Below are 15,077 nucleotides of genomic sequence, written 5' to 3' on the forward strand. Positions count from 1 at the left end.
CCCGACGTGCCCACCCTCGACCCGTGGGAGCTGCACGTCACCCCCACGCTGATCGTCAGCACCGCGCTGGCGACCCGCGACTTCCAGAACGTCCACCACGACCGGGACGCGGCCGTCCGCCTCGGCGGCACGGACATCTTCGTCAACATCCTCACCACGACCGGCATGGTCCAGCGCTTCGTCACCGACCGGCTCGGCCCGACGACCACGATCAAGGGCATCAGGATCCGCTTGGGTACGCCGTGCCTCGCCTACGACACGCTGACCTTCACCGGCCAGGTCTTCGGTGACCGGGTCGACGTGATCGGCCGCACCGCCACCGGTGTGCACGTCACCGGAACCGTGGAGGTGGCCTCGTGACCGCCGCGATCACCGGGATCGTGGCGGTGGCCTCGTGACCGCCGCGATCGCCGGGATCGGCGCCACCGAGTTCTCCAAGGACTCCGGCCGCAGCGAGCTGCGCCTGGCCGTCGAGGCCATCCGCGCCGCCCTGGACGACGCCGGCCTGCGCCCCGCCGACGTCTCCGGCCTGGTCACCTTCACCATGGACAACAGCAGCGAGATCGCCGTCGCCCGCGAGCTGGGCCTGGCCGAGCTGACGTTCCTGACCCGGATCGGGTATGGCGGAGGCGCCGCGTGCGCGGTCGTCCAGCAGGCCGTCCTCGCCGTCGACGCGGGCCTGGCCGACGTGGTGGTCTGCTACCGCGCGCTCAACGAGCGGTCCGGCCGCCGGTTCGGGCGGGCCTACGCGTCCCCCGATCCGGACACCGGCTGGCACGCGCCGATGGGCCTGGCCACCCCGGCCGCGCAGGTCGCCATGATCGCCCAGCGCTACCTGCACGACTCGGGGGCGAGCGCCGACGACTTCGGCCGGGTCACGGTCGCGGCGCGGCGGCATGCGGCGACCAACCCGTACGCGTGGTTCCACGGCCGCCCGATCACCCTCGACGACCATCGTGCGTCCCGGTGGATCGCCGAGCCGCTGCGGCTCCTCGACTGCTGCCAGGAGAGCGACGGGGCGGTGGCCGTCGTCGTCACGTCCGTCGAGCGCGCGCGCGACCTGGCCCGGCCGCCCGCCGTGGTGGCCGCGTCGGCGCAGGGCAGCGGCCCCGGCCAGTACGTGATGACCAGCTACTACCGGCCGGAGATGGGCGCGCTGCCGGAGATGGGCGTGGTGGCCCGGCAACTGTGGCGGCGATCCGGCTACCGGCCGGGCGACATCCGCACCGCCGTGCTCTACGACCACTTCACCCCGTACGTCCTCATGCAGCTGGAGGAGCTCGGTTTCTGTGACCGTGGTGAGGCCCGGCACCTGATCGCCGACGGCGGGATCGAGCTGGGCGGGCGGCTGCCGGTGAACCCGCACGGCGGGCAGCTGGGGGAGGCCTACATCCACGGTATGAACGGCATCGCCGAGGCGGTCCGCCAGATCCGCGGCACCGCCGTCAACCAGGTGCCCGGGGACGGCCCGGTGCTGGTCACCGCGGGCACCGGCGTCCCGACGAGCGGTCTGGTCCTCGCCCCCTGAGATGGGCTCCCCCGCGGAGTGCGGAGGAGCCCATCGCCGTTAGGCGGGACCCGCGGCCTGAAGGAGGTCGAAGTCGAAGCGGGCGACCACCTCGTCCGACGCCACGAATCCGGACAGGCTCTCACTGAACGAGAACCCGTCGACGACCGTCGGCTCCCGCATGGCGCTCGCGACCTCGTCCCGGACGAAGCGCCAGGGCTGGAGATCGTCCAGTGAGCGGATCTCCGGAACCGGCGTGTCCCGCGAGCGGGCCAGGCCCTGACCCCAGACGATGCCGTGGGGCGTCACGTTGAGCACGAAATCGAACCCACGGAACACCGGAAGGTGGAAGGCCAGGGCCCGTGAGCCCTCGAATCCGGCGGTCTCCGGCGGGTGGAACTCGTACAGGGGATCGCCCAGCATCGCGGCCTCGACGGTCACCCGGTGACCCGCCTGGAACAGGCCGGCTTCCCGGGCGGCCACAAGTGCCTGTTTCGCGTCGTCCTCGCCGGCCTCCAGTTCCGTCAGCGCCTCGTCCCGGCGCGGGGACGGCGGCATGGTGGCGAGCATGTGGAGCTGGAACTCCCTGATCCCGAACGAAGGCATCATCACCCTTACCGTGTCCGCACGTTCTTGACCGTGATGCCGTTGGCGTCCACGCCGAACTCGGCTTTGCCCGCCTTGACGGCACCGGCGGCGTCCACTACGAGAATCGGCGCGTTCGGGTTGAGCATGGCAGGCAGCACGACGATCCGGCCGTCGTCCAGCCTGTGCAGTCCACCGGTGCCGCCGAACGCGGCCTCGGCTGCGGCATTGGCCGCCGTCGCGGCGTCCTCCTGGCTGAGTCCCTTGGCGGTGATCCGGCTCGTGATGGCGTCCGTCCGGCCGCTCGGCAGCGCGCGAACCTCCGCGCCCAGATCCGATCCGAACTTCGCCGGGTCACAGTTGTGGACCAGGATCGGCGTCCGTTCGGCCAGCACGTAGTAGGTGTGGAAGCCGGCGACGGTGAGGTTGTACGCCCGGGTCACCTCGGTGCGCTCGGTGATCCGGTTGACCCGTACCGCGTCGCCCTCGTCGTCGACCAGTTCGGTGCCGGCGGTCAGGTCCCCGGCGGGAATCCACGCTCGGCGCGCGGGAACCCAGAACGGGTGGCCCTCGGTGGCCGAGACGGTCGCCGTGCCGCTGTCGTCGCCTACCTCGATGTCGACGATGTGCTTGGTCCCGGAACCGGCGATGGTGGCGGTCACCGCACGGGCGCCGGTGCGGCCCCGAACCGGATCGGTGGCCAGAACGGAGTCGCCCACCTCCAGATCCTCGATCTTCTCGCTGCGACCGTCGGCGAGGAGGACCCGGGTGCCGGGAACGAAGCTGTTGGGGCACCTGCCCTTCCGGATCTTGTCGATGAACTGCTTGATGCTGCGCAGCTTGTCGGAGTTCTTCCAGGCCTTGGCGCCGGTGGTGAGGTAGCCGAGCCCCGGGACCGCGGAGCCGAGCGAGAGCAGGCCACCGGCCCAGTCGCCCCGGCTGAACGAGATGCCCGCGTCGATGCCGTCGCAGGCCTCGCCGGCCACCGGCACCAGGCCGCAGGCCATCAGGACGAACTGGAGCATGTCCAGCATGACCTCGTCGTTCTCGCCGACGAACTGCTTGAGGTCGGCGAGCATCCGGCAGCCCGGCGTGTTCTGGTTGGCCGGGGTCGCGCACTTCGGCTGGTCGATCAGGGCGCCGGCGAAGTCCTTGTAGACCTTGAGGCACTCCATCGAGACCGCCGACGGGTCGAGCTCCAGGCAACCCCACGTCTTGTGGTCGTCGGCGGCGCTGCCCGTACCACCGATGTCCACCCCGGTGCCCGGCGCCGTGTTGCGCTGCTGCGCCTCGTATTCCTTCAGCTTCGTGGTGTAGATGGCGGCGGCTTCCTTGGCCGCGGCATCGGCGGCGGCCGCGTCCTTGCCGGCCGCGTTGGCCGCGTTGCGCGCGTCCCGCTTGGCGGCGTAGGCGTTGTTGGCGTCGGACCGCGCCTGCCGGGCCGCGGCGGACGCGGTGGCGGCGGACTGTGCGGCACTGTTCGCGCTGGCCTGAGCCGAGGCAGCGGCCTGCTTGGCCTTGGTCGCCGACTGTGCCGCGCTGTCGGCCGAGGCCTTCGCCGCGACGGCGGAGGCACGGGCGTCACCGGCGTAACCGGCCGCCTTGTTCGCGGCGGCGGCGGCGTCAGCGGCCGCCTTGTTCGCCTCGGCCACCTTGCCCCACGCGTCATAGGCGGCCTTGTTCGCGGTGGCCGCGTCGGCGAGCGCCTTCTGCGCGTACTCCTGTGTCTGCGCGACAAGAGCCCGAGCGACCTGCACGTGCGCGGCCTGTTCCTGATCGCGCTGCATCGCCTGGAACTGCGACGTGGTCAGGAAGTAGGTGAGGTACGACTTCGGGCCGGCGAGCGCCACCTGTGCGGCGGCTTTGACCTCCGGGCCACCGGTCTCCATGATCCGGTAGACCTCGATACGGTCGTCCGCCGCCCGAGCGGTGTGCTGACCCTCGCGCAGGAACTTGTGCATGTCCGCGGTCGTACCGGCCAGCGCGGCGTTGGCGGCGTTCTTGACGTTCGGGCCGGGGCTCGCGTCCAGGATCGCGTAGATCTTCGTGCGGTCCTGAGCCGTCTTCCCCGCGTAGTTGCGCGTCTGCAGGAACCTCTCGACCGCGGCGTCGTCACCGGCCAGCGCGGTCTTCGCGGCGGTCTTCTCGGCACCGTCGGGCAGCGTGTCGGTCAGCCGCCACACCTTCGCCCGGTCGTCCTGGCCGACCGCCATCCGCCTGCCGTCGGCGAGCCAGGACCGCATCTCCGTCTCGCCGCCGGCGAGGGCTTCCGCCGCGGCGGCCTTGGTCCACTCGCTGCCGGTGGTCAGCAGCGTGATCGCGGCCTTGCGGCCCTTCTGGAGCATCACCTCGGTGGAGACACCCGTGGCCGCCGCTTCGGTCAGCAACTGACGCGTGGTCGGGTCGACCCGGCCCTCCTCGGCGGTGTCCCAGAGCAGCTTGCTGTTCCAGGCGAGCGCCTCACCGCCCGCGGCCTTCTCCTCGGTCTCCAGCCGCATCGCGTCCTGGGCGCGCAGGACACCCTGCTCGGTGGCCTCGGCCAACCGGGTGACGTCGTCCTCGCGGGCCAGCCTCTCCAGGTTCGCCGCCTGCTCGGCCGTGGCGACGGCCATGTTCGCCGCCGTGACCGCCGCGGCGGCGTGGTTGGACGCCTCGGTCGCCGACTTCTCACCCCGTTCCGCGGCGGCCGCGGCGGCCTCCGCGGCGGCTGCGGCCCGTTCGGCGTGGGCGGCGGCCTGCCGGGCGTACTCGAACGCCTGGTCCGACGCGACCGCGGCCTTGCGGGCGAACGCGACCGCCCGCTCCGCGGCACGCGCCGACGCGGCAGCCGCACGCCGCGCGTCCTCGGCCGCTTTCCGCGCCCGAGCCGCCTCCGACTCGGACACACCGGCCTGCGCACCCGCGTCGTCCGCGGCAGCGGCCGCCGCGTCCGCGTCCGAGCTGGCGCCCTTGGCCGCGTTCGCGGCCTTCTCCGCCTCGGCCAGCGCCCGGTCACGCTGCGCCCGCACCAGGTCCAGGTCCTTCGCCGCTGCGGCGGCGTCCCGGGCTGCCTGCGCAGCGATCCGGGCGGCCCGGGCATCGCCGGCGCCGGTCCGCGCGTTCGCCGCCGCCTGCTGCGCACGTGCCGCGGCCTGTGCCGTCGCCGACGCGGCAGCGGTCGCCTTCCGCGCCGCGTCCGAGGCGATCCGGGCCGCGCGCATCGCCGCGTTGGACGCGCCCACCGCGTCCCTGGCCGCTGCGGCGGCGCCCTTGGCCGCGTCGGCTGCCCGGCCGGCCGCCGCGTCGGCCTTCTTCGCCGCTCCGCCGGCGGCCCGGGTCTCCTCGGCCGCGGTCTGCGCCGCCTTCTTCGCCTCCGCCGCGGCGTTGGCCGCGCGGGTCGACGCGGCCGTCGCCGCCAGGGCTTCCCGGGCCGTGGTCTCGGACGCCTGCTTGGCCTGCTCCGTCAAGCTCCGCAGGGAAGCGAGCTCCTGGTCCCGGGCCCGCGCCACGAGCTGGCCGTAGCTCAGGAACTCCTCGAGCTCCTCCGGGGTGCCGGCCAGCGCCTCCTGGGCCGCGGTGTTGAGCACCGGGCCGCTGTTGTTCGGCCCTCCGGTCAGCATCCGCGTCGCGGCGATCCGATCATCGGCGTACGTGGCCTTCGCGTACCCGCTCGCCAGGAAGTTCTCCAGCTCCTCCGCGGAACCGCCGAGAGCGGCAGCCGCCGCGGCTCGCGCCGTCGGGCCGCCGGACTCGAGGATCCGGTTCGCGCGGATCCGCTCGTCAGCGCTCCAGCTGGAGACCCACCCCTCGTTCACGAAGGCCTCGGTCGCCGCCGGCGACGTCGCGATCGCCTGCAGGGCCGCCGCGCGCATCGTGGGCCCGTCCATACTGGCCAGGACCTGCGCCGCCGCGATCTGGTCGGCCGCGTGCGCCTCGCGGTAGGCGGTGCTGAAGTACTGCTGGAGATCGGCCTCGGAGCCGGTCAGGGCGGCGTGCGCGGCCCGGCGTACCGAGGGGCCGCCGTCGACCAGGTGCGCGACCGCGGTGGCACGGTCCACCGCCAGGGTCTCGGCTGCCGCCGGTGTGCTGGGGTAGAGGAACGTGGTGGTGAGAAGCATGCTGAGCGCGGCGGCTCGGCCACGTCCGGGTCTGGATAGTCGAAACACCGATTCTCCTTCACGCGTGAGGGTTCTCGCCGCCCGATGAAGTCTTGAGCTCATCAAGTCGCCGCTGTTTCCGTCCGCAATCGACAGGTCGGAATCGGGAGGTGGCGGAAAGCGTGAAGAATGAAGTGCGTCGGCTGATCCGGTTTTGACAACGACGTTGCCCTGGACGGCCGATGCGGCCGCCCAGTGTGCTTTCGTCAAATGCCCCCGCCGAAAGCTGGTCCCCGTTCCGGCATAGACACTAGCCGATGCAAGCGGATCCCAAGGTTGTGAGCGTCGTCACTGTGCAGCGGTGCCGGGGATCCGCTCCGGCCACGACTTCCGCCGTACTAGTGTGCAATTATGAGGTTAGTCCCTTTTGCGGAGCCGGCGCTGGCGCTGGTGCTGCTCGCCGGATGCACCTCCGGTGAGCAGAGCACCCCGGAGCCCACGCCGTCCGCGTCGCCGTCGGCGTCCGCCGGCCGGCCGGCGGACGCGCTGCCGGAGGCGGAGGCGCCGGGCGGCAACCTCGCGAGCGCCGGCAAGGACGCCGACTGGGACACGTTCGTCCTGCCCTGCGAGGACAAGACGCAGGAGGCCGTCGTCCAGCAGGTGGTGACCGGCGACGTGAGCGGTGACGGCGTCGCCGACGCACTCGTCGTCCGCAGCTGCGACAACGTCGGGACGGTCGAGGTGTTCGACGGCTCCTCCCCGGCGCAGCGCCCGTGGCGGATCGATCAACCACTGCTCGGCGGACCCCCGGCCGAACTACGGCGGCCGTGGATCACCGGCGTGGAGGTGACCTCGGGAGAGATCGTCATCAAGGCCAACGGCCACGCCATCGACTCCGGCAGCAAGACGTGCCCCAAGGACCGGCTCGTGTTCGCCTTCAAGCTCGTCGGCACCGACTTCACCCAGCTCCGGCTGGAGACCGACCCGGCCGGCAGCTGCCTGCCGGCCGGGTGACTCCGCGTCAGTCCTGGATCCTGCCCTCGACGGCCGGGTGCTCGCCGTTGACCTTGGTGCCGCCCAGCCGGGCCAGCAGGCCGGTCAGGTCGATACCGGTCAGGTCGGTGCCGATCTGCAGACCCTGCGCCACGTTGCCGGCCACCGACTTGGTCAGCGACGTGGCCCCGTCGGTGGAGATGACGGTCAGCTTGTCGACGTTGGCGAGCGGGGCGCTGGCCGCCTCGACGACCTGCGGCAGGACCTTCACCAGCAGGTCGATGACGGCCGCGTCGCCGTACGCCGCGAAAGCCTCGGCCTTCTTGGCCATCGCCTCCGCCTCGGCCTGACCCTTCGCCAGGATCGCCGCGGCCTCGGCCGTGCCCTCCCGCTCGATCGCCTCGGCGATGGCGGTACGCCGCCGCTGCTCCGCCTCACCCTCCTTGGCACCCTCGATCGCGTGCGCCTCAGCCAGCGCGGCACGCCTCGCCCGCTCGCCCTCACCGGTCAGGCGGGCCTGCTCGGCCTGCGCCTGCGCGCCGGCGATGGTGGCCTGCCGCTGCGCGTCCGCGTGCAGAACGGCGGCGCTGCGGGCCGCCTCGGCCTCCTGCTCCACCCGGTACCGGGCGGCGTCGGCCGGCTTGCGCACCTCGGTGTCCAGCTGGCGCTGCTTGAGCTCGGCGTTCTGCTCGGCGACCTTCTGCTGCTCGGCCAGGATCTTCTGGTCCCGCTCGGCCTGGGCGAGAGGGCCGGCCGCCGCCGACTGGGCCTTCGCCGCGTCGATCTCGGCCTGGATGCCGGCCTGCTTCAGCGACAGGTTCCGGTTCGCCTCGGCGATCGCCTCCTCGGCCAGCAGTCGCTCCTGCTCGGCGGCCTGCCGCGCCCGGGCCTCGGCGATGGCCGCATCCTTGAGCACCCGTGCCGCCTCCGGGCGACCGAGGTCCTGCAGGTACGACCCCTCGGCCAGGATGTCCTGCAGCTGGAACGTGTCGAGCACCAGACCCTGGTTGGTCATCGAGTGCTCGGCCTCCTCGGCGACCGCGCTGGCGAACGCCGCCCGGTCCCGGATGATCTCCTCGATTGTGAGCCGGCCGACGATCGACCGCAACGCGCCGGCCAGCACCTCACGGGTGAAGTCCTCGATCTCCGACTGCTGGTGCAGGAACCGCTGGGCGGCCGCGCGGATCGCGTCCTCGGTGCCGCCGACCTTCACGATCGCCACACCGTGCAGCTCGGCGCGGATGCCCTGCTTCGACACCGCGCCCTTGATGCCGACGTCGATCCGGCGGCTGGACAGGTCGAGTGACTGCAGCTTCTGCACGACCGGCAGCACGAACACCGACGCGCCCATGACGACCTTCTGCCCCGACATGTCGGTGCTGCTGGTGCCGTCCAGGCCCTGCGTCGTCTTGCCCTTGCGGCCGGTGATGATGAACGCCTCGTTGGGCCCGGCCACCTTGATCCGGGACAGGATGAACACCACGAGCAGCACGACCAGCAGCACACCGCCGCCGATCGCGATCAACAATCCAGACATTCGAGCCTTCCCTATGGTGTCTCTTCGACGATTACGCTCGTGTCGCTCGGCGCCTCGATCACGAAGACCTCGGCGCCCGCGGGGATGGCACGGTCGGCGCGTGCGTTGAGTTTCACCGGCTGCCCGCCCAGCCGGACCCGCACCTCGCCGTAACCCGTGCCGGCCGGGACCGGCGTGACGACCACGCCGATCGAACCGACCAGATGCTGCCGTTGCGGTGTCGCGTCGGTGCGCATGTCGCGCGCCGCCCGCGACAGCCGCCACGCGAGCCAGGCGGCGGGCACGGCGGCCAGCGCGCCCACGGCCGCTGCGATGACGATCATGGCGAGGGTACGGGCGTCGAGCAGCTCTGCCGCGGCGGCGCCGGCGAACCCGAACGCCCCCAGGAAGCCGGCCGCCACCTCGGTCGACACCGGCCCGCCCGCCTCCGGGTGACCGAAGTGCAGGAGCTCGCCGCCGACGAGCGCCAGCGCCAGCACCACCAGGGCCACGCCGCCGATCACCAGGAACACCACAGTCGCCGTCAGCACGATTCTTCCTGGCCTTTGCTCAGGCCCCTTCCCGGGCCGGTCCGATCAGCGTAGAACAGGCCGTCGACCTGCACTGTCGTCATTTCCGGTAGACCGGTGCCGGTGGATCCGCCGGGCCGAGGCGCTCCGCGAGCCACTTGTCGTAGATGTCCGTCCAGGTGCCGTCGGCGCGCATCCTCTCCAGGACCCCGTTGACGAACCGGGTCATGTCCTCGTGCTCCTGGGGGATGCCGATCCCGGCCGGCTCGTCGGACACCGCCCGCCCGGTGACCTCGGTCGTCGGGTCCTGCGCGGCCAGGCCGGCCAGCAGGATGTCGATCGTCGAGACCGCGTCCACCTGACCCTGCTGGAGCAGCACCAGACAGTCCAGGGTGCTGTCGGTGCTGACCGGGATCAGTCCGTACGGCTGCGCGGCGATCGTGACGATGCTGGTGCTGCCCCGGGTCGCGCACACCTTCCTGCCCCGCAGATCGGGGAAGTCCTTGATCTTGTCGGCCTTGCGCACCAGGAGCCGCTGCCGTGACGGGATGTACTCGGTGGAGAACTTCACCTGCTGCCAGCGCTCACAGGTCATCGACATGGTCCGGATGACCAGATCGACCTTCTTGTCCTGCAGCATCGGGATGCGCTCGGCCGTCGTGATCGCCCGGAACTGCACCTTCGCGGGGTCGCCGAAGAGCGCCCGCGCGATCTCCCGGGCGAAGTCGATCTCGAAGCCCACCAGCTCGCCGCTGCCCGGGTCACGGAACCCGAAGAGGTACGCGTTCTGGTCGATGCCGACGACCAGCCGGCCGTTCTCCACGATCCCGGCCATCGTGCTGCCGGCCGGCATGGCGCCCGGTTTCGGCATCGACGCCGGTGGCCGCAGGCTGGCGCGCGGATCGCAGGTCGGCGCCGGCCCCGCGGTCGGGATCTCCGCGGGGTCCTGCACGTTCAGCGGCCGTGGCACCGCCGCCGTGGCGTTCGCCGACACCGGCCGCGGCGGCCCGTCCGTGCCGCACCCGGCGGCGGCCACGGCGACCGTCAACAGGGCCGCGGCGGCCTTCATCCTCTTCGCCACCGGCACTCCCGCGATCCGCGACTGAGGCTTCGTCTTCACCGGTACTCCCCGATCCGTGGGCGGAATCCCAGTCCTACGGCGATCATCAGACCGATCGTGAGCAGCGCGAACCCGGCGATCAGCCCGGTCAGGGCGCTCGCCGCGCGGTCGGTCTGCCGGTCCACCTGCTGATTGCCCGCCGCCAGTGCGCCGGTCAGCGCCTCGTCCAGCCGGGCGAACACCGCGGGCAGCGCCTGGTCGCCGGTCGCCGTCGCCAGCTCCACCGCCCGGTTCCAGTCGCCGCCGTTGTCCGCCGCGCGCACCTCCTGGTGCAGCGTGCGCCACCGGTTGGCCTCGGTGCGGGCCTGGTCGAGGAGCGCCCGGTCGGCGTCACCCGCCCGGGCCCGCGCCTCGGCGAGCAGGCCACCGTGCCCGTCCACGCCGATCAGCTCGTCCATCGTGGCGGTGAACACGGTCTCGAACCCGGCCCCGCCGCCCCGGGCCACCAGCGTCAGTGACTCGTTGGCCCGCGCCTGCAGCGCCGCGCGCCCCGAGTCGGCCAGCAGCGACACCTGCTCGGCCGGGCTGCCCCGCCCGGTCTCCAGCCGGTCGGTCGAGGCGCCGAGCGCGACCACCGACCAGAGCAGCGCCAGCGCGGTGATCCCGCTCGCCGCCACCAGCCCCAGGTTGAACGTGCGCCGGCTGCGGCGGGCCACCAGCACCTGCGCCCACAGCAGCGCCCCGGCGAGCAGCACCACGAAGAACGCGGTCAGCCAGGGGAACCCGTCGGCCTCCTCCTGCTCGCCGACCAGCCGCCGGTGAGTGCTGTCGAAGACGCCCGCCGCGGCCGGAAGGATCGTCTGCTGCATCAGCCCGGACGCCTCCCGCAGATAGGCACCGCCCAGCGGCACCCCGTGACGCTGGTTGGCCCGGGCCGTCTCGATCAGCCCGGTGTAGACCGGCAGTTGCCCCGCGACCACCTGCAGCCGGGCCGTCTCGTCGTCGTCGGCGTCCCGCAGCGCGATCGTCAGGGCCGCGCCGGCCTGGGCGATACGGTCGAGATACCGGGTCCGCAGGGCGGCCGACTCGCCACCGGTGGACAGGAACGCCGCCGCGGCGGTCGCGTCGGCGTCGGCCAGCGACCGGTACAACGTCTGCGCGTCGACGCTGATCGGTGCCTTGACCTCGGAGACGTCGGTCAGCAGTGCGGACCGCTGCCGCACGTCGGACACCGCGGCCGTGCCGGTGATCAGCGCCAGCACCACCAGCCCGATGGCGACCAGCCAGTACAACCGGGGTGTTGACCACCGGTCGTTCCCGGGCGGCGCGAGCTGTCTTGCAGGCGCGAGTTGGGTCGGCACGCACACCCCCGATTGATCCATGTGGGACGGCCACGATACGGCGACACCGCCACGGTAGGGAACCGCGTCCACACAGGGCGGGACCAGGGGCTAGCTCGCGGCCAGATCGAGGGCGGCCAGGTAGCCGAACGTCATCGCCGGGCCCAGTGTGGCGCCGGCGCCCGCATAGCCCCGGCCCATCACCGAGGCACTCGTGTTGCCGGCCGCGTACAGGCCGGGAATCGGCGTGCCGTCGCCGCGCAGCACCCGGGCGCGCTCGTCGGTGCGCAATCCGCCCTTGGTCCCCAGATCGCCCGGCACCAGCGAGAACGCCAGGAACGGCGGTCGCAGCAGCGGGCCCAGGCACGGGTTCGGCCGCTGGCGCGGGTCGCCGTAGTAGCGGTCGTACGCCGAGTCGCCCCGCCCGAAGTCCTCGTCCCGCCCGTTCGCCGCGAACCCGTTGAACCGCTCGACCGTCGCCCGCAGGGCCTCGGCCGGCACACCGATGCGCCCGGCCAGCCCGTCCAGGGTGTCCGCCCGGTGCGCGATCCCGGCGTCGAACCAGCGCCGGGGCAGCGGGGCCCGTGGCGCCCGGCCGGCGAACAGGTACCGGTCCCGGTACGACCGGTCGGTCACCAGCCACGCCGGCAGGTGCGGCCCGCTGCCGGTGCGGCCCAGCATGGCGTGGACCACGTCGACGTAAGGCGCGGCCTCGTTCACGAACCTGCGCCCGGTCCCGTCGACGATCAGGCCGCCCGGCAGGTTGCGCTCGGCCAGGCAGAAGTACGCCCCACCGGTCAACGGCAGCGACGGCCCCCACCACGCCTCGTCCATCAGGTCCAGCGCCGCGCCCAGCCGCTGGCCCTCCTCGATCCCGAGCCCGGTGTTGCCGGCCGCGCCGACGGTCCACGCGACGCCCAGATCCTGATGCTCCCGGCGCATCCGCTCGTTGTGGTCGAACCCGCCGCACGCCAGCACCACCCCGCGCCGGGCCCGCAGCAGCCCGTCCGGCGTGCGGACACCGGCGACCCGGCCGTCGTCCGTCACGTGCAGGGCGGCCATCGGCGTACCCAGGCGCACCGGAACCCCCGCCGACCGCAACCCGGCCCGCAGCCCCGCCGCGAGCGCCTGCCCCATGGTGAGCCGCCGCCCGCGGAACCGGCCGGCCGCCAGCTTGACCGCGGTCAGCGCCGACCGTGGATGCCGCAGTCCGAGCGAGAGCCACCGGTAGTCGACCGCGGTCACCGCCATCCCGTTGGGCGCCGCACGATACGGCGGGGCGAGCGCGCCGACGTCCGCGGCGACCCGGCGCACGTCCAGTGGGCGCGGCTCCAGCGTGCGGCCCTCGGCCAGCCCGCCCGGCGCCTCCGGGTGGTAGTCGGGATAGCCCGGCACCCGCGCGAACTCCAGCGGGGTGTGCCGGGTCACGAACGCGAGCACCTCAGGCCCGTGAGCGAGCAGCGCGTCCCGCCGGACCGATGGCACCTCATCGCCTGCAACGTGTTTCAGGTAGGTGGCCGCTTCCGGTCCGGGTAGCCACAGTCCTCCACCGGAGCGGGCGGTCGAACCGCCGTACACCTCTGCACTGTCCATGACGACAACGCTGAGCCCATGGTGCGCGGCGGCGAGCGCAGCGGTCATCCCGGCTGCGCCGCTCCCCACCACGACGACATCGAATTCCTCTTCGCGCAACACTAGAACAGGTTATAGTTATCCGGTTGCCGACGCCATTCCTCCGGAGGCCCGCATGCTCGTCGTGGTGGTGGGCTTCGGCGCGGCGGGCGCCTGCGCCGCCATCGAGGCCGCCGAGTCCGGCGCCGACGTCCTCGTGATCGACCGCTTCACCGGCGGGGGCGCCACCGCCGTCTCCGGGGGCATCGTCTACGCCGGCGGCGGCACCCGGCAGCAGCGGGCCGCGGGCGTCACCGACACCCCGGAGGCGATGTACGAATACCTGCGCCACGAGGTCCGCGACGCCGTCTCACCGGCCACTCTGCGCCGCTTCTGCGCCGGGTCCGCCGACATGCTGGCCTGGCTGGAGGAGCACGGTGTCCCGTTCGACGCGGGCCTGTGCCCGTACAAGACCTCGTACCCCACCGACCGCCACTACCTCTACCAGTCGGGCAGCGAGCACGCCCATCCGGCGCCCGCTCCACGCGGCCACCGCACCCACGCCCCCGGAACCTCCGGCGGCACCCTCCACGCCCGCCTGGCGGCAGCCGCCGCGGCGCGCCGGGTCCGCCTCCTCCCGCAGTCCCGGGCCGTCACCCTTCTCGTCGCCCCGCGATCCCATCCCGGCAGTGGTACGTCCACCCCTCCCCGACCGCATCCCACGACTTCCGCCGTGCCGGCTGATCCCGCGTCCCACGACCCTCGTGACGAGCCCGCGGGGCGGGAGCGGGTCGTCGGGCTGGTCTGCCGGACGCTGGGTGAGGCGCCGGGCTGGGCTCGGCTCACGCATCGGTGGCTGCACCGGTGGTCGGTCAAGCCCGGTGTCTACCTGCCGGGGTTCGGGCGGGCGCTGCACCGGGCGGTGGCCCGGATCGAGGAGCGCTACGGTCGGGAGCTGCGGATTCGCGCCGACGCGGTCATTCTGGCGGCGGGTGGGTTCGTCTTCGACCGGGAGATGATGCGGGAGCACGCGCCCGGGTATCGCGGTCTGCGACTGGGGACGCCGGGGGACGACGGGTCCGGAATCAGGCTCGGGACCTCGGTGGGGGCGGGCACCCGGCACCTCGACCGGGTCACGCTGTGGCGGTTCCTCACGCCGCCGTCGGCGCTGCTCGGTGGCGTCCTGGTCGACCGGGACGGGCGGAGGGTCTGCGACGAGTCGCTCTACGGCGCGGCCGTCGGTGACGCCGTGCGCGCCCGCCCCGGTGGGAGGGCCTGGCTCGTCGTCGACGCGGACGTGCTCGGCGAGGCGCGGCGGCAGCTCTCCTCGCAGACCCTGTGGTTCCAGCGCTGGCAGAGCCGGTGGCTCTTCACCGCGCGCCGCACGTCCGCGCGGACCCTCGCCGAGTTGGCCCGCCGCGCGGGTATCGACGAGACCGCCCTGGCCGCGACCGTGGCCGCCAACAACGCCGCCGCCTCGGGCTTCGCGCGGGACGTCGCCGGTAAGCCGATGGAGTTGGTGCGGCCGCTGGTCAGGGCGCCGTTCTCGCTCATCGACGTGTCGCTGCGCGCGGTCCCGGCGCCGATGCTCACCCTCGGCGGCCTGACCGTCGACGAGGAGACCGGCCAGGTGCTGACCCCCGCCGGCGCCGCGATCCCCGGTCTCTACGCGGCCGGCCGGACGGCCGTCGGTATCTGCTCAGGCTCCTACGTCAGCGGCCTCTCGCTGGCCGACTGCGTCTTCTCCGGTCGACGAGCGGGCCGTCATGCCGCCACCACGGGCTCCGCAGCCGCGCCGCCGGCCGCCACCGCCGTCTCCGTGGCCGCGGAGACGGCCGCGCCGCCGGCCGCCGTCCCCA

At 73.0% G+C, this 15,077-nt stretch carries 10 protein-coding genes and 1 pseudogene; 4 read left to right on the plus strand and 7 right to left on the minus strand.

Annotated features, from left to right (window positions below; all coding sequences use genetic code 11):
• The first annotated feature begins 6 nt into the window (after nucleotides 1-6).
• Both ACQPZW_RS11820 and ACQPZW_RS11825 read left to right on the plus strand, forming a co-directional pair.
• Nucleotides 7-360 carry an acyl dehydratase gene (locus tag ACQPZW_RS11820; RefSeq protein ID WP_433797512.1) on the plus strand — a complete coding sequence of 118 codons (354 nt, stop codon included), beginning with the start codon at nucleotides 7-9 and terminating at the stop codon, nucleotides 358-360.
• A 34-nt stretch (nucleotides 361-394) separates the two neighbouring features.
• On the plus strand, nucleotides 395-1,528 hold the full coding sequence (locus tag ACQPZW_RS11825; protein ID WP_433794892.1) for a lipid-transfer protein: 1,134 nt from the start codon (nucleotides 395-397) through the stop codon (nucleotides 1,526-1,528).
• Between the two features lie 39 nt (nucleotides 1,529-1,567).
• Here the strand turns inward: ACQPZW_RS11825 and ACQPZW_RS11830 are convergent, their stop codons facing one another.
• Both ACQPZW_RS11830 and ACQPZW_RS11835 read right to left on the minus strand, forming a co-directional pair.
• A complete protein-coding gene (locus ACQPZW_RS11830) occupies nucleotides 1,568-2,116 on the minus strand; it encodes a hypothetical protein (RefSeq protein ID WP_433794893.1) in 549 nt (182 codons plus the stop codon).
• A gap of 5 nt (nucleotides 2,117-2,121) precedes the next feature.
• Nucleotides 2,122-6,237, minus strand: a complete 4,116-nt coding sequence (locus ACQPZW_RS11835; protein WP_433794894.1) for a polymorphic toxin-type HINT domain-containing protein — start codon at nucleotides 6,235-6,237, stop codon at nucleotides 2,122-2,124.
• Nucleotides 6,238-6,579: 342 nt separating this feature from the next.
• Between ACQPZW_RS11835 and ACQPZW_RS11840 the strand changes: the two genes are divergently transcribed.
• Nucleotides 6,580-7,182 (plus strand): hypothetical protein, encoded by a 603-nt coding sequence (locus ACQPZW_RS11840; protein ID WP_433794895.1) that lies wholly within the window; start codon nucleotides 6,580-6,582, stop codon nucleotides 7,180-7,182.
• A 7-nt stretch (nucleotides 7,183-7,189) separates the two neighbouring features.
• Here the strand turns inward: ACQPZW_RS11840 and ACQPZW_RS11845 are convergent, their stop codons facing one another.
• The 5 genes from ACQPZW_RS11845 to ACQPZW_RS11865 form a co-directional block, all read right to left on the minus strand.
• Nucleotides 7,190-8,698 (minus strand): flotillin family protein, encoded by a 1,509-nt coding sequence (locus ACQPZW_RS11845; protein ID WP_433794896.1) that lies wholly within the window; start codon nucleotides 8,696-8,698, stop codon nucleotides 7,190-7,192.
• An 11-nt stretch (nucleotides 8,699-8,709) separates the two neighbouring features.
• Nucleotides 8,710-9,228, minus strand: coding sequence for an NfeD family protein (locus ACQPZW_RS11850; protein ID WP_433794897.1), 519 nt, complete (start codon nucleotides 9,226-9,228; stop codon nucleotides 8,710-8,712).
• A gap of 79 nt (nucleotides 9,229-9,307) precedes the next feature.
• A complete protein-coding gene (locus ACQPZW_RS11855; RefSeq protein WP_433794898.1) occupies nucleotides 9,308-10,327 on the minus strand; it encodes a glutamate ABC transporter substrate-binding protein in 1,020 nt (339 codons plus the stop codon).
• Nucleotides 10,324-11,628: a hypothetical protein gene (locus ACQPZW_RS11860; RefSeq protein WP_433794899.1), complete on the minus strand. Its 1,305-nt coding sequence runs from the start codon at nucleotides 11,626-11,628 to the stop codon at nucleotides 10,324-10,326. The genes ACQPZW_RS11855 and ACQPZW_RS11860 overlap by 4 nt, the downstream gene beginning before the upstream one ends.
• Before the next feature lie 90 nt (nucleotides 11,629-11,718).
• Nucleotides 11,719-13,248, minus strand: coding sequence for an FAD-dependent oxidoreductase (locus tag ACQPZW_RS11865; protein ID WP_433797513.1), 1,530 nt, complete (start codon nucleotides 13,246-13,248; stop codon nucleotides 11,719-11,721).
• 106 nt (nucleotides 13,249-13,354) lie between these two features.
• On the opposite strand from ACQPZW_RS11865, the pseudogene ACQPZW_RS11870 reads away from it, so the two are divergent.
• Nucleotides 13,355-15,001 (plus strand): annotated as a pseudogene (locus ACQPZW_RS11870) (FAD-dependent oxidoreductase); the annotation flags it as partial.
• Nucleotides 15,002-15,077: the final 76 nt, after the last annotated feature.

This window comes from Actinoplanes sp. CA-252034 (genome assembly GCF_050956125.1).
Classification (GTDB): Bacteria; Actinomycetota; Actinomycetes; order Mycobacteriales; family Micromonosporaceae; genus Actinoplanes.